The sequence below is a fragment of the Variovorax sp. P4_D9 genome (assembly GCF_056401695.1).
Genome location: NZ_JBFUIU010000003.1, coordinates 20,547 through 38,581 on the forward strand (window position 1 = coordinate 20,547; position 18,035 = coordinate 38,581).

At 69.1% G+C, this 18,035-nt stretch carries 15 protein-coding genes; 6 read left to right on the forward strand and 9 right to left on the reverse strand.

Annotation, left to right across the window (positions count from 1 at the left end):
- Position 1: 1 nt before the first annotated feature.
- From AC1DY5_RS00715 to AC1DY5_RS00735, 5 genes are read left to right on the forward strand one after another with little or no spacing between them, the layout of a single operon-like run.
- The gene (locus tag AC1DY5_RS00715) at positions 2 to 1,720 is read left to right on the forward strand and encodes a DUF1302 domain-containing protein (RefSeq protein WP_478107380.1); all 1,719 of its coding nucleotides are present in this window, start codon (positions 2 to 4) and stop codon (positions 1,718 to 1,720) included.
- A gap of 20 nt (positions 1,721 to 1,740) precedes the next feature.
- Positions 1,741 to 3,102 carry a DUF1329 domain-containing protein gene (locus tag AC1DY5_RS00720; RefSeq protein ID WP_478107382.1) on the forward strand — a complete coding sequence of 454 codons (1,362 nt, stop codon included), beginning with the start codon at positions 1,741 to 1,743 and terminating at the stop codon, positions 3,100 to 3,102.
- Positions 3,103 to 3,147: 45 nt separating this feature from the next.
- Positions 3,148 to 4,242: a YCF48-related protein gene (locus AC1DY5_RS00725; RefSeq protein WP_478107384.1), complete on the forward strand. Its 1,095-nt coding sequence runs from the start codon at positions 3,148 to 3,150 to the stop codon at positions 4,240 to 4,242.
- A gap of 7 nt (positions 4,243 to 4,249) precedes the next feature.
- Complete coding sequence (locus tag AC1DY5_RS00730; protein ID WP_478107386.1) at positions 4,250 to 6,682, forward strand: efflux RND transporter permease subunit; 2,433 nt, start codon at positions 4,250 to 4,252, stop codon at positions 6,680 to 6,682.
- Positions 6,679 to 8,118 (forward strand): MFS transporter, encoded by a 1,440-nt coding sequence (locus AC1DY5_RS00735; protein WP_478107388.1) that lies wholly within the window; start codon positions 6,679 to 6,681, stop codon positions 8,116 to 8,118. Before AC1DY5_RS00730 ends, AC1DY5_RS00735 begins: the two co-directional genes overlap by 4 nt.
- A gap of 19 nt (positions 8,119 to 8,137) precedes the next feature.
- Here AC1DY5_RS00735 and AC1DY5_RS00740 read toward each other — a convergent pair whose 3' ends face one another.
- From AC1DY5_RS00740 to AC1DY5_RS00780, 9 genes are read right to left on the reverse strand one after another with little or no spacing between them, the layout of a single operon-like run.
- Complete coding sequence (locus AC1DY5_RS00740; protein WP_478107390.1) at positions 8,138 to 9,721, reverse strand: AMP-binding protein; 1,584 nt, start codon at positions 9,719 to 9,721, stop codon at positions 8,138 to 8,140.
- The gene (locus AC1DY5_RS00745) at positions 9,721 to 10,515 is read right to left on the reverse strand and encodes an SDR family NAD(P)-dependent oxidoreductase (RefSeq protein WP_478107392.1); all 795 of its coding nucleotides are present in this window, start codon (positions 10,513 to 10,515) and stop codon (positions 9,721 to 9,723) included. The genes AC1DY5_RS00740 and AC1DY5_RS00745 overlap by 1 nt, the downstream gene beginning before the upstream one ends.
- A 32-nt stretch (positions 10,516 to 10,547) precedes the next feature.
- The gene (locus tag AC1DY5_RS00750) at positions 10,548 to 11,390 is read right to left on the reverse strand and encodes an SDR family oxidoreductase (RefSeq protein ID WP_478107394.1); all 843 of its coding nucleotides are present in this window, start codon (positions 11,388 to 11,390) and stop codon (positions 10,548 to 10,550) included.
- A gap of 5 nt (positions 11,391 to 11,395) precedes the next feature.
- On the reverse strand, positions 11,396 to 12,202 hold the full coding sequence (locus AC1DY5_RS00755) for a crotonase/enoyl-CoA hydratase family protein (protein ID WP_478107396.1): 807 nt from the start codon (positions 12,200 to 12,202) through the stop codon (positions 11,396 to 11,398).
- Positions 12,199 to 13,308 (reverse strand): acyl-CoA dehydrogenase family protein, encoded by a 1,110-nt coding sequence (locus tag AC1DY5_RS00760; protein WP_478107398.1) that lies wholly within the window; start codon positions 13,306 to 13,308, stop codon positions 12,199 to 12,201. Before AC1DY5_RS00760 ends, AC1DY5_RS00755 begins: the two co-directional genes overlap by 4 nt.
- A gap of 7 nt (positions 13,309 to 13,315) precedes the next feature.
- Positions 13,316 to 14,512 carry an acyl-CoA dehydrogenase family protein gene (locus AC1DY5_RS00765; RefSeq protein ID WP_478107399.1) on the reverse strand — a complete coding sequence of 399 codons (1,197 nt, stop codon included), beginning with the start codon at positions 14,510 to 14,512 and terminating at the stop codon, positions 13,316 to 13,318.
- Complete coding sequence (locus AC1DY5_RS00770) at positions 14,509 to 15,333, reverse strand: enoyl-CoA hydratase (protein ID WP_478107401.1); 825 nt, start codon at positions 15,331 to 15,333, stop codon at positions 14,509 to 14,511. The genes AC1DY5_RS00765 and AC1DY5_RS00770 overlap by 4 nt, the downstream gene beginning before the upstream one ends.
- Before the next feature lie 4 nt (positions 15,334 to 15,337).
- Complete coding sequence (locus AC1DY5_RS00775; protein ID WP_478107403.1) at positions 15,338 to 16,606, reverse strand: CaiB/BaiF CoA transferase family protein; 1,269 nt, start codon at positions 16,604 to 16,606, stop codon at positions 15,338 to 15,340.
- The gene (locus tag AC1DY5_RS00780; protein ID WP_478107405.1) at positions 16,603 to 17,073 is read right to left on the reverse strand and encodes a MaoC family dehydratase; all 471 of its coding nucleotides are present in this window, start codon (positions 17,071 to 17,073) and stop codon (positions 16,603 to 16,605) included. Before AC1DY5_RS00780 ends, AC1DY5_RS00775 begins: the two co-directional genes overlap by 4 nt.
- Positions 17,074 to 17,215: 142 nt before the next feature.
- Here AC1DY5_RS00780 and AC1DY5_RS00785 point away from each other — a divergent pair, with 142 nt between their 5' ends.
- On the forward strand, positions 17,216 to 18,031 hold the full coding sequence (locus tag AC1DY5_RS00785) for an enoyl-CoA hydratase/isomerase family protein (RefSeq protein WP_478107407.1): 816 nt from the start codon (positions 17,216 to 17,218) through the stop codon (positions 18,029 to 18,031).
- The last annotated feature ends 4 nt before the right edge of the window (positions 18,032 to 18,035 follow it).

Consider the following 18,035-nt stretch of genomic DNA (forward strand, 5'->3'; position numbering starts at 1 on the left):
CATGAAAAACGACCGAAGGACTCGCCATCGCGCTGCGCGCGGCGAGCACGCCTTCAAGGTGGCCTGCATCAGCGCGGCGGTTGCCATGGCCGCGCCCGCGGCGGCATTCAAGATCGATACCGACTCGCCCGACCTGGAACTCACGCTCGATACCACGCTGCGATACAACTCGGCGGTCCGCACCGGCGAACGTGATCCCAGGCTCGTCAGCTCGCCGGCGGTGGACGAGGGCAACTGGCTGTTCGACAAGAACGACGTGACGCTGTCGCGCCTGGACGTCTACACCGAGTTCGACCTGAACTACCGGAAGAACATGGGTCTGCGGGTCAGCGCTGCAGGCTGGTACGACACCAACTTTCCGAGCAAGAGCGTCAGCGCCCCGCGCTTCGCGGCGGTTCCGAACTATGCGAGGAACGACTTCACTTCCTACATCGACCGCTACTACAAGGGCCCCTCCGCCGAGTTCATGGATGCGTTCGCCTGGGGCAACGTCGACTTCGGAGGTACCTCGCTGAACGTGAAGGCCGGCCGCTTCGCCTGGCTGCCCGGCGAGTTCCTGTTCGGCAACGGCGGCAGCGTCTCCTACTCGATGGCGCCCAACGACGGCCGCAAGTCGGACCTGAGCCCGGGCGCCTCGGCCAAGGAAACGGCGCTGCCGCTCGGCCAAGCCGCCGCCATCTGGCAGATCAACAACGCGTTCTCGTTGATGGGCCAGTACACGGCCGAATTCCGCTCGGCGCGGATTTCCGAAGGCGGCACGTTCTGGCAGGTCAACGACACCGCGCTCGAAGGTCCGCCATTCATTGCCAATCCGACCGTGCCGCGCGGCGCGTCGTTCCAGGGCGACAAGGGCGACATCGCGTTGGGCCTCAAGTGGTCGCCGCAGGCGCTCGAGGGCGACTCTTTCGGTCTGTGGCTGCGCCGGTTCGACGACAAGAACCCGAGCTGGCTGAGCCAGGTTGCGGTCGCCGGCAACGGCGCGCGTATCGGCCGCGCGGTCTATGCGAAGGACATCGAACTGATCGGCCTGACCTACAACGCGTTGATCGGCGGCTGGGGCACCGGCGTGGAGCTGAACTACCGCCGCAAGATGCCCCTGAACGTCAAGAGCGGCTTCGCCTACAGCACCTCCCCCGGCACCTCCCTCGGCCTGGTCAACGACCCTGGGTTGGAAGGTCCGCGCGGCGACACGATCCACTTCCTGATGAGCGGCGCCTTGACGATCAACAAGAACGCGCTCTTCGACTCGGGTTCGATCGCGCTGCAGTTCGACGCGATGAACCTGCAGAAGATCACCAGCGGCGCTGCCCTTTTCAACGGCGAGGGCGGCAACGTGGCCTGCATCGACAACCCCGTGCTGCGTGGCTGCTCGACGCGCAACGCCGCGAGCATCGCCCTGTCGTTCACACCGGTGTGGCAGCAGGTCTTTCCGAGCACGGACATCTCGGCGCCGCTGTTCCTGACCTACGGTCTGAAGGGCAATGCTGCCGCCGTCGGCGCCGGCATCACGCCCGAAGGGTCGTGGCTGATCCGTCCGGGCATCCGGGTCGAGTACTTGGCCGGCAAGTACAAGCACCAGTTCGACCTGACCTTCAACGCACGTGGTGGCAAGACCGGCACCCTCTTCACCGTCCCGGGCGGACCACAGTACTTCGCCTCCGGTCTGGCGAACCTGCGCGATCGCAACTACGTGAATTTCACCTACCAGACCGCGTTCTGAGCACTTCGAAGGAAATCGAGATGAATATTCGACACATTGCAACTGCCGCGCTGTGCCTGGGCGTCGGCGCGAGTTTCGTGCCTGCAGCCATCGCGCAGGATGGCGATCGCCTGCCCTGGGGCGCCTTGAAAGCGGGCAACAAGGACGGCAGCGTTCCAGCCTGGGACGGCGGCCTTCCGGTCAACGCCAATCCGCCGGGCTTCAAGAAGGACTCCGGTTTCTGGGCCGACCCGTATGTTGCCGACAAGCCGCTTTACACCGTGACCGCGGCCAACATGGAGCAGCATGCCGACAAGCTCACCGAGGCGACGAAGGAACTGCTGAAGCGCTACCCGACTTTCCGCCTCGATGTCTATCCTTCACGCCGGCCGGCCAACTACTCGGCGTGGTACGTCGAGAACACCCGCAAGAATGCAGCCGGCCGCTGCAAGGCGATCGAAGACGGCGAAGCGGTGTCCGGCTGCTTCGGCGGCACGCCGTTCCCGGTCCCCAAGACCGGCCAGGAGGCGATGTGGAACCTGATGCTGGTGAACAAGGGCAACTCTTCGTGGACCTACGGCCAGGCCTGGTACGTGGATGGGAGCGGCAACAAGGTCATGACGGGCGAGGTCAACAACCGCAACCAGAACGATTACTTCAACCAGAAGCTGACCGCCGAGGAGTTCTACGGCAAGGGTGGCCAGTACTTCATGAACAACAATATCTATTCCGCTCCGGCACGGATCACCGGTGAAGGCAACCTGCAGCGCAAGTTCATCAATCCGGTGGCCCAGCCCGACAAGACCTGGGCCTACACGCCGGGCCAGCGCCGCGTGCGGCTGTCGCCCGACGCGAGCTACGACTTTCCGGTCGCTACGTCTGCCGGGGCCATGCTGTACGACGAGATCTACGCGTTCTCGGGCCGGCTCGACCGCTTCGACTGGAAGCTGGTCGGCACCAAGGAGATGCTGATCCCGTACAACGCCTACAAGTACCTGGGCGCGAAGCCCGACGACCTCCTGATGAAGGGCCATCCGAACCCGGACGCGCTGCGCTGGGAGCTGCACCGCGTCACCGTGATCGACGCCACGCTGAAGCCGGGCGCGCGCCACGTCGTCGCCAAGCGCCGCTTCCATCTCGACGAGGACATCCCTGGCGCGGTGATGGTCGATGCCTGGGACGCCACCGGCAAGCTCTCGCGCGGCATCCTGAATCCCACGGTCTGGGCCTACGACAAGCAGGCGGTGGTGCAGGGCGGCACCTTCTACTTCGACTTCGGCACCGGGGCCTGGTACAACTCGTCGATCCTCGCGGGGTACAAGGGCCTGTTCGTGGACATCGACACGGTCGACGCCGACGCGTTCTACAGCCCCGAAGGCCTGGCGCGCCGGACCCAGCGCTGAGTCGACGCGAGAGTGGCCAAGGATGCCTGTTCCTCCGTTCGCGCCATGCCGCACCTGAGAGCCCTCGCGACGATCGTGGCGTGCCTTTGGGCGTCGATCGTGGTCGCCGCGGCGACCGGGCTTTCCGCATCCGCGTTCGTCGATCCGCTCGATGCGCCGGCGCGCATGACGCCGCGCTCGCTTCGTGCGCCGGCCTATGCGCTCGCGGTGGTCGATGCCGAGCATGTCGTCGCGGTCGGCCCGCGCGGCCACATCCTGCGTTCCGCGGACCGCGGCAAGACCTGGGAGCAGCGTCCCGCGCCGGTCAGCACCGACCTGCTCGCGGTGCAGTTTCCGTCCCCCACGCAGGGCTGGGCGGTGGGCCACGACGGCGTGGTGCTGCACAGCACCGACGGCGGGCTGAACTGGCGCCGCGTGCTAGACGGCCGCAGCCTCGGGGCGATGATGGTCTCGTACTATGAGAAGAAGGGCGCCGCCGCCGATCCGGCGCTCGCACGGGCGCGCGACGAGGCGAAGCGCATGGCCGAGGACGGGCCGACCCGGCCCTTCCTGGCGGTGCACTTTCGCGACGAGCGCGAAGGCTGGGTGGTCGGCCAGTTCAACCTGATCCTGCACACGGCGGACGGCGGCGCGAAGTGGGAGCCATGGCTCGACCGCACCGACAACCGCGACGGCTATTCACTGCATGCCATCCGCCAGGCCGGCGACCAGGTGGTGATCGTCGGCGAGCTCGGCCTGGTCATGCGCCTGGACGCGGCGGCCGGACGCTTCGTGCGCATCGAAACGCCGTATCCCGGCACCTGGTTCGGCATGGCGGCCTCGAAGGACGCGATCGTCGCCCTCGGCCTGCGCGGCACGGCCTGGCGCTCGACCGACGCAGGCGCGAACTGGAAGCCGCTGGCGACCGGCACCCGCGCGGCGGTCAACGGCGGCGTGCTCCTGCCCGATGGCCGCCTCGTGCTGGCGACGCAGGCGGGCGAGGTGCTGGTCGGCGCCGCGCTCGGCGACAGCTTCGTGCCGATGGCGCCGATGCCCGGGCTGGGCGCGGCTTTCGACGTGGTCTCGATGGAAGCCGACTGGCTGCTCGTCGCCGGCCCGTCCGGCGTTCAGCGGCTGGCGATGGCGCCGGCGGCGAGGTGACACAGCGATGAACATCGGCAACGAGACCTTCGAGGTCATTCCGGATCCCTCCCGCTTCGACCCGCGCTCCGGCAATGCGCTCGAACGGCTCATCTTCAACCACCGCCGGGTGATCCTCGTCGCCTTCGCGCTGGTGTCGATCTTCCTCGGCTGGCGGTCGACGCAACTGACGATCAACGCCAACTTCGAGCGCATGATCCCGCGCTCGCACCCGTACATCCAGAACTACCTCGACAACAAGACCGAGCTGCGCGGGCTGGGCAACCAGCTTCGGGTGGTGGTCGAGAACACCCAGGGCGACATCTACGACCCCGAGTACCTGAAGTTCCTCGCGTCGATCAACGATGCGCTCTACATCATGCCGGGCGTCGACCGCCCGTGGCTGAAGTCCCTGTGGACGCCGGTGCTGCGATGGGGCGAGGTGACCGAGGAGGGCATGCGCGGCGGCCCGGTGATGCCCGAGCGCTTCGACGGCTCGCCGGCCAAGATCGATGAACTCAAGGCCAACATCGCGCGCTCCGGCGCCGCCGGCCGCATCATCAGCGACGACCAGCGCTCGTCGATGATCGTGGTGCCGCTGCTGGACCGCTATGCCGACAGCGGCGAGCCGATCAACTACCTGAAGCTGTCGCGCGCGCTCGAGGAGCAGGTGCGGGCCAAGGGCACGGGCAAGTTCCGCGTCTACATCGTCGGCTTCGGCAAGCTTGTCGGCGACCTGATCGAGGGCCTCGCGACGGTGATCTCCTACTTCGCGATCTCGGTCGCGATCGCGGCGCTGTTCGTGTTCCTCTACACCCGCTGCCCGCGCAGCACCGTCGTGCTGGTCGTCACCGCGGTGCTGGGCGTGATGTGGCTGATGGGCCTGCTGCAGATCCTCGGCTACGAGCTCGATCCGTATTCGATCCTGGTGCCTTTCCTGCTGTTCGCGATCGGCCTATCGCACGGCGCGCAGAAGATGAACGGCATCATGCAGGACGTGGGCCGCGGCACGCACAAGTACGTCGCCGCGCGCTACACCTTCCGGCGCCTGTTCCTGGCCGGCCTGACGGCGCTGCTGACCAACGTGGTCGGCTTCATGGTGCTGATCATCATCGACATCCCGGTGATCCGCGACCTGGCGGTGATGACCAGCATCGGCGTCACCGGGCTGATCTTCACGAAGCTGGTGCTGATTCCGGTGCTGCTGTCGTACACCGGCGTCAGCCCGAAGGCCGCGCAGCGCTCGCTGAATGCCGACGCGGCCGAGCAGGCCGGGCGCTCCTCGATGGGCCGCGTGTGGGCCGCGCTGGAGCGGCTGACCGAGCGGCGCTGGGCACTGGTCGCCATCGTGGCGGCGGCGCTGCTCGGCGCCGGCGCGCTGAGCCTGCGCACGGGCCTCAAGATCGGCGACCTCGACGAAGGCGCGCCGGAGCTGCGCCGCGATTCGCGCTACAACCTCGACAACGCCTACATCGCGCGGCACTACGGCCTGTCGAGCGACCAGTTCGCGGTCATCGTGAAGACGCCGAAGAGCGCCTGCGACCGCTACGAGGGCCTGGTCGAGGCCGACCGTCTCGGCTGGGACCTCGAGCATGTGCAGGGCGTGAAGGCGGTGACTTCGTTTGCCGAACAGACCAAGCGCGGTGTCGCCGCGTCGAGCGAGGGCTATTTCAAGTGGAACACGCTGGCGCGCGACCCGCGCATCCTCGGCCCGGCAGCCAACCGCGTGATCCAGGACAACCCGGACGCGATGAACCCGAACTGCTCGCTGTTCGCCGTCACGGCGTACCTGGGCGACCACCGCGCCGACACGCTCGACCGCGTGCTGAAGGCCGTGGAGGGATTCGCCGCGACCCACAGCCGGCCCGGTGCGGAGTTCCTGCCGGCGGCCGGCCCGGCCGGCATCGAGGCGGTGACCAACATCGTGGTGCACCAATCCTTCTACATCATGCACGTGGTGCTCTACATCGCCGTGACGCTGCTGTGCTTCGTCACCTTCCGCTCGTGGCGCGCGGTGGTGGTGGCGCTGGTGCCTCTGCTGATCACGTCGATCCTCTGCGAGGCGATCATGGTGGTGATGGGCATCGGCGTGAAGGTCGCGACCTTGCCGGTCATCGCGCTCGGCGTGGGCGTCGGCGTCGACTATGCGCTGTACCTGCTGTCGGTGCAGCTCGCGGTGCAGCGCCGCGGCGGCAGCCTGCGCGAGGCCTACAAGCACTCGCTCGAGTTCACCGGCAAGGTCGTCGCGTTGATCGGCGTGACGATGGCCGCCGGCGTCGTGACCTGGGCCTGGTCACCGATCAAGTTCCAGGCCGACATGGGCATCCTGCTGACCTTCATGTTCCTGTGGAACATGATCGGCGCGCTGGTGCTGATCCCGGCGCTGGCGCACTTCCTGCTGCGCGACGTGAGGCAGCGCGGCACGACGGCTTCTCCCGCGGCGGCCGCGGCGCACGCGTGAACGGTCCGGGGTCGCCGCGCGGCGGCGCCGCAGCCCACGGCCATTCGATCGTCGTCGCGCTGGTGTTCGCGGAGATCATCAGCTCGTTCGAGGTCAGCATGATCTACGCGGYGCTGCCGACGCTGATGCGCGACTTCGGCGACCCGGCCGGCGTGGGCTGGCTCATCACTGCCTACCTGCTGATCGGCTCGGTCTCGGCAGGCCTGTCGTCGCGGCTGGGCGACTTGTTCGGGCGCAAGCGCCTGGTGCTCGCGATGCTCGCCTGCTCGGCCAGCGGATCGCTGATCAGCGCCATGTCGGTCGGGCTGCCGGGGCTGATCTGCGGCCGGGCCTTGCAGGGCATGTCGGCCGCCTTGCTGCCGCTGGCCATCGGCATCGTGCGCGAGCGCCTACAGGCCGAGCGCGTGCCGGTCGCGGTCGGCTGGCTCACCGCGATGGCGACTTTCAGTGCGGGCGCCGGGCTGCTGCTCGGCGGGCTGCTGGTCGACCATTCCGGCTGGCGCACCATGTTCTGGTTCGGCGCGGTGCACGGCATCGTGGCGATGGCGCTGGTCGCGCGCTGGGTGCCGGCTTCGGCGGCCGCCGCGGCCGCCGCGACCGGCGCGCGGGTCGACTGGATCGGCGGCATGCTCTACGCGCCCGCGGTGGCCGCGCTGCTGTGGGCCGTGTCGCGGCTGAAGGCGCACGGGCTCGGCGATGCCGCGACGCTCGCCGCGCTGGCCGGCGGCGTGCTGCTGCTGGCGATGTGGTGGCGCCACGAGTGGCGGCACCCACAGCCGATGATCGACGTGCGCCGCATCGCGACGCGCGAGGTCGGGCTGCCGATCGGCCTGATGTTCCTGTTCGGGCTCGGCACCTCGCAGACGATGCTGGTGCTGATGGCGCTCGCGCAGCAGCCGCCGTGGACCGGCATCGGCCTGGGCCTGAGCGCGACGATGGCCGGCCTGCTGAAGCTGCCGTCGAACTTCATGGGCCTGTTCGGCGCGCCGTGGGGCGGCCACCTCGCGGCGCGGCACGGCGCCCGCAGTGCGGCACGGCTCGCCAGCGTGATGATCCTGGCCGGCTGGATCGGGCTGACCGCGCTGCACTCGACCGCCTGGATGCTGGTGGGGTGGGTGATGCTGGCCTCGCTCGGTGGGGCGATGCTGATGTCGGCGGTGCCGAACCTGCTGGTGGAGGTGGTACCGGTCGAGCGCACCAGCGAGTTCGTCGGCCTGGCGCAGGTGGTGCGCACGCTCGGCACCGCGATCGGCACGCAGGYGGCCAGCGTGCTGCTCGCGCTGGCGGTGGTGCGCAGCGCGACGCAGCCGCATGCGGCCTATCCGGGCGCCGACGCCTACCTCTGGACGATGACGGCGATCACCGGTGTGTGCCTCCTGTGCGGGCTGGGCGCCTGGACGCTGCCGCGGCGGCCGGCGCATGCCGCAGGCGCCTGATCAAGCGTTGGCCCCCGGCTCAGCGCAGCCGTTCCCGCAACTCGCCCTTTCGCACCTTGCCCGACGCAGTGCGCGGCAGCTCGCCGACGACATGCAGGCCTTCGGGTGTCTTCTGGCGCGCGACGCCGGCCGTCGCGAAATGACGCTGCACCGCATCCAGGTCCAGCGAGGCGCCGTGGGCGAGCACGACGAAGGCGCACACCTTCTCGCCGTAGCGCGCATCGGGCTGTGCCACCACGGCGACTTCGCACACGGAAGGGTGGCTGCCCAGCACGCGTTCGACCTCCTGCGACGAGATGTTCTCGCCGCCGCGGATCACGATGTCCTTCTTGCGGTCGGTGATCGTCAGGCAGTTCGCGGCGTCGAGCCGGCCGATGTCGCCGGTGCGGAACCAGCCGTCGGCGGTGCGCGCGTGCGCATCGAGCGCGGCGTCGGTGTAGCCGACGAAGAGCTCCGGTCCGCGTGTCAGGATCTCGCCCTCGTGGCCGAGCGGAAGCTCACGCTCCTGGTCGTCGACGATGCGCACTTCGCTGCCGGGCTGCAGGCGGCCGTCGGTGGCGGCCCGCTGTGCGAGCGGCATCTCGCGCCAGCCGATGCTGACGGTGGAGTGCTCGGTGAGGCCGTAGGAGCGGCTGGCGGCGATGCCGGCGCGCTCGGCCGCCTCGACATGTTCGGGCGTCACGCCGGTGCCGCCGAGCCCGTACGCGGCGAGCGACGACAGGTCGCGGCCGTCGCACCGCGCCGCGTCGAGCAGGCCCTGCAGGTGGAAGGGCGTGCCGCCGGACAGCCGCACGCGGTGGCGCTCGATCAGCTCGGCCGCAACGGCTGCGTCCCAGCGATCGACGAACACCATCTCGGTGGCGGTGACGAAGGGCCGCAGCAGAAAGTTGAAGCCCGCGATATGGCCGGCCGGAAATGGCGTGAAGTAGGGTCCGTTGCCGCCTGGCCGCGCGGCGGTGGCGGGGGCGTCGTCGATGAACGGGATCTGCCACTCGGCGCCGACGGTCTGGTGCGTGTGCTTCACGCCCTTGGGCGCGGCGGTGGTGCCGGAGGTGTACAGGAGCACGCAGGTGTCCTGCGGCGCGACGGGCTCGGCGGCCGGGGTCGGGGCATCGGCATTGGCTGCCTGCTGCAACTTCCGCCAGGTGATCCCGCCGCGCGGCGCTCGCTCGCCGAGCACCAGCACCTGCTCGAGCTCGGGCAGCACGCCGAGCGCCTCCACCCGTTCGAGGAAATCGATGCCGCGCCATCGCTGCGGCACCGCGAGCAGGCGTGCGCGCGACTGGCGCACGATGAATCCGACCTCGGCCGGCCCGTAGATGTGCACGATCGGCACCAGCACCGCCCCGATCTCGAACGCGGCGAGGTACAGCACCGCGGTCTCGTGCTGCGTCGGCATCTGCACCGCGATCGTGTCGCCGGCCTTCAGCCCGATCGCGCGCAGGCCGCGGGCGAGTTGGCGTCCGGCCTGCAGCAGGCCCGAGGTCGTCATCGCGATGTAACCCGCCTCGGTATAGAAGTGCAGGCGCGTCAGCGGCCGCGCCATCGCGGCGTGTGCCAGCAGGCGATTGAGGGGCACCTGCGGCAACGACGCTTCAGGCATTAGCTCACCTGGAAGCCGCCATCCACCGCGAGCAGCTGCCCGGTGATCAGCCGCGACGCCGGGCTCGCGAAGAACAGCGCCGCCATCGCGATGTCCTCCGGATCGCCCATCTTGCCGAGCGGGATGCGGCCCGGCCCCAGGATCGGCCCTTTCATGTCGACGCCGTCGGTGCTGGCGGCCTTGGCGCCGGGCGTCAGGGTGCCGCCGGGCAGCACGGCGTTGACGCGGATGCCGTCGGCGGCGAACTCCAGCGCGGTGGTCTTGGTCAGGCTGTTCACGCCGGCCTTCGATGCGTTGTAGGTGGCGTTGTGATAGACCACCGCCTGCATCGACGACACCGAGGAAATGTTGACGATCGCACCGCCGTTCCCCTGCGCCTGCATGCGCCGGATCGCCTCGCGCAGGCACAGGAAGGTGCCGCGCAGGTTCACCGCGTGCAACCTGTCCCAGAACGCGGCGTCGACCTCGAGGAAGGGCTTCTTCGGAAAGATCCCCGCGTTGTTGACGAGCACGTCGAGGCTGCCGAATTCCGCGATCGCGCAATCGAGCATCGCCGCGACCTGCGTGTCCTGCGACACGTCGGCCGTCGCCGCGATGGCCTGGCCGCCGGCCGCGCGGATGCCCGCCGCGGTGGTCTCGGCGCCGTCGGCATGGATGTCGGCCGCGACGACCTTGGCGCCGGCACGCGCGAACAGCTCGGCGATCGCCTGTCCGATGCCGCTGCCGGCACCGGTGACGACGGCGGTCTTGCCAGCGAGGCTCAGCGGGCCTGCGGCGAGGGTGGAGTCGGACATGTGCTCTTCCTTTCTTGAACCGGACGGGGGTGTCATTTCTTGCGCATCGCTTCCCATTGCGCGTCGTTCCAGTCCTGCATCGCGCGGAAGGTCGGGCCGCCGGCGCCCTGCATCCAGCGCCCGCCGTCCATGACGATCAGGTCGCCGGTCATGTAGCCCGAGCCGTCGGCCGCGAGATAGGCGTACAGGTCGCACAGCTCGCGGTGCTCGCCGAGGCGCCGCAGCGGCACGCCGCGCTCCTGCGCCTCGACCTGGCTGCCGGGCGGGAAGAGCTGCTCCCAGGCGCCCGGCGTCGGGAACAGCCCCGGCGCCACGCAGTTCAGGCGGATGCTCTTCGGGCCCCATTCGACTGCGAGGCTGCGCGTCATCGCGAGCACGCCGGCCTTGGCTGCCGCCGACGCCGCGGTGAAGGCCTGGCCGGTGATCACCGGTGCCGAGACGGTGCTGATCACGTTGCCTGGTCGGCCTGCCTCGATCCAGCGCCGGCCGGCGGCGATCGTGCAATAGAAGCTGCCGTGCAGCACGATGCCGAGCACCGCGTCGACGGCGCGCGCCGAGAGCTTTTCGGTGCGCGCGATGAAGTTGGCCGCGGCGTTGTTGACCAGCACGTCGGGCGCGCCGACCTGCCAGATGCGCTCCATCATCGCCTCGACCTGCTCGGCATCGCGCACATCGCAAGTGAGCGTGTCGACGCGCGCGCCGGGCAGCTCGGCGCGGAACTCCTCGGCGGTGGCGTCGAGCACCGCGAGCCGCCGGCCGCAGATCACCAGGTGCGCGCCGAGTTCGAGATAGCGGCGCCCGATGCTCTTGCCGAGCCCGGTGCCACCGCCGGTGACGAGGATCTTCTTGCCCGCGAGCAGGTCGTTGCGAAACATGGCCTTCACCTGCCGACGAACTTCGCGGTGCGCTTCTCGGCGAAGGACTTGCGGCCCTCGGCGGCGTCCTCGGTGCCGTACAGGAAGGTGTTCGTCGCGGTGGCATGCGTCGCCGCGTGCATCCAGCCCTGGCCGAGCGCCAGGCGCGCGTTCTCGATCGTGCCCTGCACCGCGAGCGGCGCCTGTTCGGCCACGCGCTGCGAATAGGCGAGGGCGCGCTCGAACTGCTCGCCGGCGGGCACGACTTCCTGCACCAGGCCGAGCCGCAGCGCCTCGGCGCTGCCGAACTCGTCGCCGGTCAAGAGCCACTTCATCGCGTTGCCCCAGCCGGCGCGTTCGATGAAGCGGAAGGAGCCGCCGTAGCCGGGCATGATCCCGCGCTTCACCTCGAGTTGCGAGAAGCGGCAGTTGTCAGCCGCGAACACGACGTCGGCGGCGAGCATCAGCTCGATCGCGATGGTGTAGCAGATACCCTGCATCGCTGCGACCACCGGCTTCGTGCGATAGGGCTCGCGCAACTGGCCCGGGTCGACCAGGTTCAGCGGCACGTAGGGTGCGCCGGCCTTGCGGTACTCGGCCATCAGCGGCAGGTCGACGCCGCCGCTGAAGTGATCGCCCTTGGCATACAGCAGGCCGACGAACAGGTCCGGCGCGCTCTCCAGCAGCGTGTAGGCCTCGCCGAGCTCGCGGAACATGCGCGGCGTGAAGCCGTTGCGCTTCTCGACGCGGTCCACGCCCATCAGCAGGATCGGCCCGCGCCGCTCGACGACGATTTGGCCCTCGGGGTGGCTTTCGGTGATGGCTTCAGTCACAGCAGTTCTCCATAGCGTTCGACGTGGTGTTCCCAGTTGCCCCAGGTCATGTCGATCGCGGTCAGTCGTTTGAAATAGTGGCCTGAGGCCAGCTCGTCGGTCATGCCCATGCCGCCATGAAGCTGGGTCGCTTGCTGCCCGACATAGCGCCCGGAGCGTCCGGCCATCGCCTTCGCCGCCGACGCGGCGCGGCGGCGCAATGCGCGATCCGGCGACTCGACGTGGGCCGCGGCCATCAGCGCCAGCGCGCGCGCCTGCTCGACGGCGATCCGCATGTCCGCGGCGCGATGCTGCAGCGCCTGGAAGCTGCCGATCGGCACGCCGAACTGCCTGCGCGTCGAGAGGTGCTCGCAGCTCAGCTCGGCGAGCTTCGCCATCGCGCCGACCGCCTCGGCGGCGAGTGCCGCCAGGCCCTGGTCGGTCGCCCAGTCGGCCAGTTCCAGGCCCTGGCCGGGTTCGCCGATCAGGCAGCTGTCGTCAACGGTGACGCCTTCGAGGCGGATCTCGGCGGCGCGCTGGCCGTCGAGAGTCGGGTACCCGTCGATCGCGACGCCGGGGGCCCTGGCGTCGACCAGCATCAGCGCCACGCCCCCGCCCGTGTCGGCGGTGACGATCAGCCAGTCGGCGCTGTCGCCATGCGGCACCACGGCCTTCGCGCCGTCGAGCTGCCATCCGCCGTCGCGGCGCGCCGCGCGCGCGTTCACCTTGTCCAGGTCGTAGCGCGCCTGCGGCTCCAGCGCGGCGAGCGCGAAGCGCAGCCGCCCCTCGGCGATCGGCCCGAGGAAGCGATCCTTCTGCGCCGCGCTGCCGAAGGTGGCGAGCAGGCGCGGCGCGATCACCGCGCTGGCGACGTACGGCTCGATCACCAGGCCGCGGCCGAGGCCTTCCATCACGATCAGGGTCTCGACCGCGCCGGCGCCGATGCCGCCGTGCGCCTCGGGCACGTTGAGCGCGAACAGGCCGAGCTCGGCCATCTGCCGCGCCAGCGCATCGCTCGGGCCTTCGACCAGGCGCTTGCGGCGCGCCTCGAACTCGTACTCGTTCTGCACGAAGCGCGCCATCGTGTCGGCGAGCATCTGCTGCTCTTCGTTCAGCGTGAAGTCCATGGTGGGCCTACAGGGGGATCAGGGATTTGCCGATCAGCCCACGCTGGATCTCGTTGGTGCCGCCGTAGATCGCGACCTTGCGCAGATCGAGGTACTGGCCGGCGAGGGCATTGAGCTCTGCGCCGGCCGGCGTCGGCCCGTCGTAGCCGGGCTCGAGCGCAGCCTCGACCAGCGGCACCGCATAAGGGCCTGCGCATTCCATCAGCAGCTCGCCAAGCTCGGCCTGGATCTCCGAGCCGCGCACCTTCAGCATCGACGGCTCCGCGCCCAGCCCCAGGCCGGCGCGTTCGAGCGAGATGAGCCGCGCCAGCGCCCATTCGTGCGCCAGCACATCGATCTCGATCCTGGCGATCTTGTCGCGAAAGCGCGGGTCCTCGATCAGCGGCCGGTCGCGTCTGGCCTGCGTGCGCGCCAGCTCCTTCAGCCGCCGCAGCAGCCGCTTGCACATGCCGAGGCCCGCGATGGCGGTGCGCTCGTGGCCGAGCAGGTACTTCGCAATCGACCAGCCCTCGTTCTCGGCGCCGACCCGGTTCTCCACCGGCACGCGCACGCCGTCGAGGAAGACTTCGTTCACGTCGTGGCCGCCGTCCAGCGTGCGGATCGGGCGCACCGTGATGCCGGGCGTGTCCATCGGGATCAGCAGCAGCGAGATGCCGCGCTGCGGCTTCGCGTCGGCCGAGGTACGCACCAGCGCGAACATCCAGTCGGCCCATTGCGCGAACGAGGTCCAGGTCTTCTGGCCGTTCACGACATAGTGCTCGCCGTCGCGCTCGGCACGCGTCTTCAGCGAGGCGAGGTCGGAGCCGGCGCCCGGCTCCGAATAGCCCTGGCACCACCAGTCGTCCATCGACACGATGCGCGGCAGGAAGAGCGCCTTTTGCGCGTCGCTGCCGAACTTCATCAGCACCGGCCCGATCATCGCGAGGCCGAAGGGCATCTGGCGCGGTGCGCCGGCGGTGAAGGATTCCTCGTCGAAGATGTTGCGCTGCACGGCGTTCCAGCCGCAGCCGCCGTGCTCGACCGGCCAGCCGGGCGCGCCCCAGCCGCGGCCGGCGAGGATGCGCTGCCAGCGCACGTAGTCCTCGCGCGGAACGCGCAGGAAGCCCAGCACCTTCCGCCGGATGTCCTCGGGCAACTGCGCGGCGACGAAGTTCCGCACCTCGGCGCGGAAGGCTGCGTCTTCGGTCGATTCGTGAAGCTTCATCGTCCCTTGAAGCGCGGCTTGCGCTTTTCCTTGAATGCGAGCTTGCCTTCCTCGAAGTCCTCGCTGAGGTTGGTCTGCATCATGTCGGCGCTGTCGGCCATCAGCGCTTCGTGCAGGGTCTGGAACGGCAGCTCCCAGAGCTGGCGTTTGATCATCCGCAGCGACAGCGGCGAGCAGGACTCGGCCAGCTCCCTCGCATACGCATAGGTCGCGTCGGCGAGTTCCTCGGGCGGGTGGATGCGGTTCACGAGCCCGAGCCGCAGCGCTTCCTCGCCGCGCACCTTGCGCGCCGACATCAGCAGGTCGAGCGCGTTGGCGTGGCCGACCGCGTTGCGCAGGGCCCACGCCATGCCGTATTCGGACGCCAGGCCGAGGCGCGCGAAGGCGGTGGTCAGGACCGCATCGTCGGCCGCGAAGCGCATGTCGGCGTAAAGCGCATGCACCAGTCCGAGGCCGGCGGTGGCGCCGTTGAGCATCGCGATGATCGGCTTGGCGATCGCCGGGAAGTAGGCGGCGCGGCTCTGGTAGTCCGGGCGGCGGCTGAAGTCGTAGGCGCGCGGGAGCTTCTGAAGCAGCGAGCGTGGAAAGGAGGGGTCGTCGCCGGCCGACTTGAAGCCGGTGACGTCGCCGCCGGCGCAGAAGGCGCGGCCGGCGCCGGTCAGCACGATCACGCGCACCGCCTCGTCGCTCTCGGCCGCGTGCATCGCCTGCCAGACCTCCTCGGCCATCACGTCGGTCCAGGCGTTCAGGGCCTCGGGGCGGTTCAGCGTGAGGGTGGCGATCGCGTCGCGCACCTCGTACAGGATCTGTTCGTAGGCCATGGCTTCAGCGCGTGATGTTGGCTATATCTTCGGCACTGTAGCCAAACCAGCCGAGCACTTCGTCGTTGTGCTCGCCGAGCTGCGGCGGCGGCAGATGGATGCCGCCGGGCGTGCCGGAGAACTGCGTCGGCACGGCGGTCGTCACCATCGGGCCCTCGGTCGGATGCCGGTAGCGATGGAAGAAGCCGATCTCGTTCAGGTAGGGGTCCGACAGCATGTCCTCGAACCGCGCGACCGGCCCGTTCGGCACGTCGATCGCGTCGAGCAGCTCGTGCCACTGCGCGGTGGGTCTGGTCTTCATCTGCTCCGAGACCATGCGGTAGACGCGGTCGATGTTCTTCATGCGCCCTTCGTGCGTCGCGAAGACGGGGTCGGTCAGCAGCTCGGGGCGGCCGAGCGTGGGCAGCAGGCGCTTCCATTGCTCGTCGTTCACGGCCAGCACGCAGAGGTGGCCGTCGCTCGTCTCGTAGGGGCGGCGATGTTCGGAGAGCAGGCGCACGTAGCCGACGCCGCCGCCCATCGGCGGGTCGAACGCGCCGCCGTACAGATGTTCTTGGAGGTTGAAGGCGACGATGGTCTCGAGCATCGGCACGCGCACCATTTGGCCGAGGCCCGTGCGCTCGCGTGCGTACAGCGCCATCGCGACGCCGGAGGCCAGCATGTAGCCGCAGAACTTGTCGACGATCACGGTGGGCAGGTAACGCGCCTGGCCGACCGAGCGCAGCATCAGGTCTGCGATGCCGGCCTCGCCCTGCACCACGTCGTCGAAGGCCGGATCGTTCTCGCGCGAGCCGCCGGGCATGTAGCCGCAGCCGTAGCCGTAGACGATGCGCGGGTTGCGCGCGGCGATGTCCTCGTAGGCGACGCCCAGGCGCTTCGCCGCCGCCGGACGCATGCTGTGGATGAACACGTCCGCGCTCTCGACCATGCGCAGCAGGGCTTCGCGTGCCTCGGGCCGCTTCAGGTTCAGCGTCACGCTGCGCTTGTTGCGGTTCATRTTCAGGTGCATCGCGGCCATGTTGGGGCTGCGCGAGGGGCCGTTCTGGCGGTTCGGGTCGCCTTCGGGCGTCTCGACCTTGATGACGTCGGCGCCCATGTCGCCAAGGATCATCGTCGCGACCGGGCCGAGCACGTTGACCGTCAGGTCGATCACGCGCACGCCGGTGAGAGGTCCGGCGCTGGTGGCCAGCCTGGCGTGCAAGGGCTCGCCGGCGGGCGCCGAATCGGGCCGCACCCCGAGCTGCACGTCGGCCTGCAGCACCGGTGCTTTCATGTGCGCACCTCGGCGCGCGCCTTAAGCATGCGCAACGGCGTGTACTCCATCACGACCGTGCCGTCTTCCTTCACCACGCGGTTGCGCGTGCGCACCAGGCCGCGCCCGGGCCGGCTCTCGGAGCGGCGCGCTTCGATCACCTCGCATTCGACGTGGAGCGTGTCGCCGGCGAAGGTCGGCCCCTTGATGTCGAGCTGCATGCCGAGGAAGGCGAGGCCGGTGCCCTGCATCGTCGCCTGCGCGAGCAGCCCTTCGGCGAAGCAGAACACCATCGAGCCGGGCGCCAGACGCCCCTCGAAGCCGGCGACGCCGTGCATGAACTCGAGGTTGGTGAACAGCACCTCGGTCATTCCGATCTTGTCGATGAAACCCACGATGTCGGCCTCGGTGACCGTGCGGCCGACGGTCTTGAATTGCCGGCCCAAGGGCAAGTCTTCGAAGCAGAAACCAAGACCGACTGTTTCCATGATTGCCTTTGAGCACAAGAAATTTGCGCTTCCATTGTTGAACGATGTTCGATAATATAAATGCCAGATCGACGCGCCGTCAACCCGATGGCCCCCCTGGAAACCCGCCCGTCACACTGAATCCGCATCGAAGGAGACCCGATTGGAGACCGACAGCCGCTATGCGCGCTACACGCGCCTGAAGTTCGACCGACCGCATCCGCGCGTGCTGCGCGTGACGCTGGATTCACCGCTGAAGATGGGCGCGATGGACGCCGCGATGCACCGCGAGGCCTCCCAGATCTGGGCCGACGTCGATGCGGACGACAGCGTCTCGGCGGTGATCGTCACCGGCAGCGGCAAGACCTTCTCCGCCGGCGGCGACCTGCACCACGAACGCAAGGTGTGCGAGGACTACGCGCTGCGCATGCAGGCGATGAAGGAGTCGCGCGACCTGGTGCTGGGGATGATCAACTGCCGCAAGCCGATCGTCGGCGCGGCGCGCGGCTGGGCGGTCGGCGCCGGCCTGGCGCTCTTGATCCTCGCGGACGTGTCGATCGCGTCGCGCGACGCGAAGTTCTCCGACGGCCACCTGAAGATCGGCGTCGCGGCGGGCGACCACGCGGCCATCATCTGGCCGCTCCTGTGCGGCATGGCCAAGGCCAAGTACTACCTGATGACGGCGGAGACCTTCACCGGCGAGGAAGCCGAGCGGATGAACCTGGTCTCGATGGCGCTGGCCGACGAGGAGGTGGAAGCCAAGGCCGTCGAAGTCGCCTCGCGCCTTGCCGAGAGCGCGCCGGCCGCGGTGCGCTGGACCAAGCAGACGATGAACCACTGGCTGCGCCAGGCGACGCCGATCTTCGACGCTTCGCTGGCGCTCGAATTCATCGGCTTCGCCGGCCCAGAGGGCATGGAGGGCATCGACGCCTTCCTCGGCAAGCGCGCGCCGAAGTTCAGCCCGGACACGCCGGTCTAGGACG

Excerpts from the sequence above, each read along its gene's own strand:
- AC1DY5_RS00715 (WP_478107380.1), top strand. The coding sequence starts at position 2 with ATGAAAAACGACCGAAGGACTCGCCATCGCGCTGCGCGCGGCGAGCAC.
- AC1DY5_RS00720 (WP_478107382.1), top strand. The coding sequence starts at position 1,741 with ATGAATATTCGACACATTGCAACTGCCGCGCTGTGCCTGGGCGTCGGC.
- AC1DY5_RS00725 (WP_478107384.1), top strand. The coding sequence starts at position 3,148 with ATGCCGCACCTGAGAGCCCTCGCGACGATCGTGGCGTGCCTTTGGGCG.
- AC1DY5_RS00730 (WP_478107386.1), top strand. The coding sequence starts at position 4,250 with ATGAACATCGGCAACGAGACCTTCGAGGTCATTCCGGATCCCTCCCGC.
- AC1DY5_RS00740 (WP_478107390.1), bottom strand. The coding sequence starts at position 9,721 with ATGCCTGAAGCGTCGTTGCCGCAGGTGCCCCTCAATCGCCTGCTGGCA.
- AC1DY5_RS00745 (WP_478107392.1), bottom strand. The coding sequence starts at position 10,515 with ATGTCCGACTCCACCCTCGCCGCAGGCCCGCTGAGCCTCGCTGGCAAG.
- AC1DY5_RS00750 (WP_478107394.1), bottom strand. The coding sequence starts at position 11,390 with ATGTTTCGCAACGACCTGCTCGCGGGCAAGAAGATCCTCGTCACCGGC.
- AC1DY5_RS00760 (WP_478107398.1), bottom strand. The coding sequence starts at position 13,308 with ATGGACTTCACGCTGAACGAAGAGCAGCAGATGCTCGCCGACACGATG.
- AC1DY5_RS00765 (WP_478107399.1), bottom strand. The coding sequence starts at position 14,512 with ATGAAGCTTCACGAATCGACCGAAGACGCAGCCTTCCGCGCCGAGGTG.
- AC1DY5_RS00770 (WP_478107401.1), bottom strand. The coding sequence starts at position 15,333 with ATGGCCTACGAACAGATCCTGTACGAGGTGCGCGACGCGATCGCCACC.
- AC1DY5_RS00780 (WP_478107405.1), bottom strand. The coding sequence starts at position 17,073 with ATGGAAACAGTCGGTCTTGGTTTCTGCTTCGAAGACTTGCCCTTGGGC.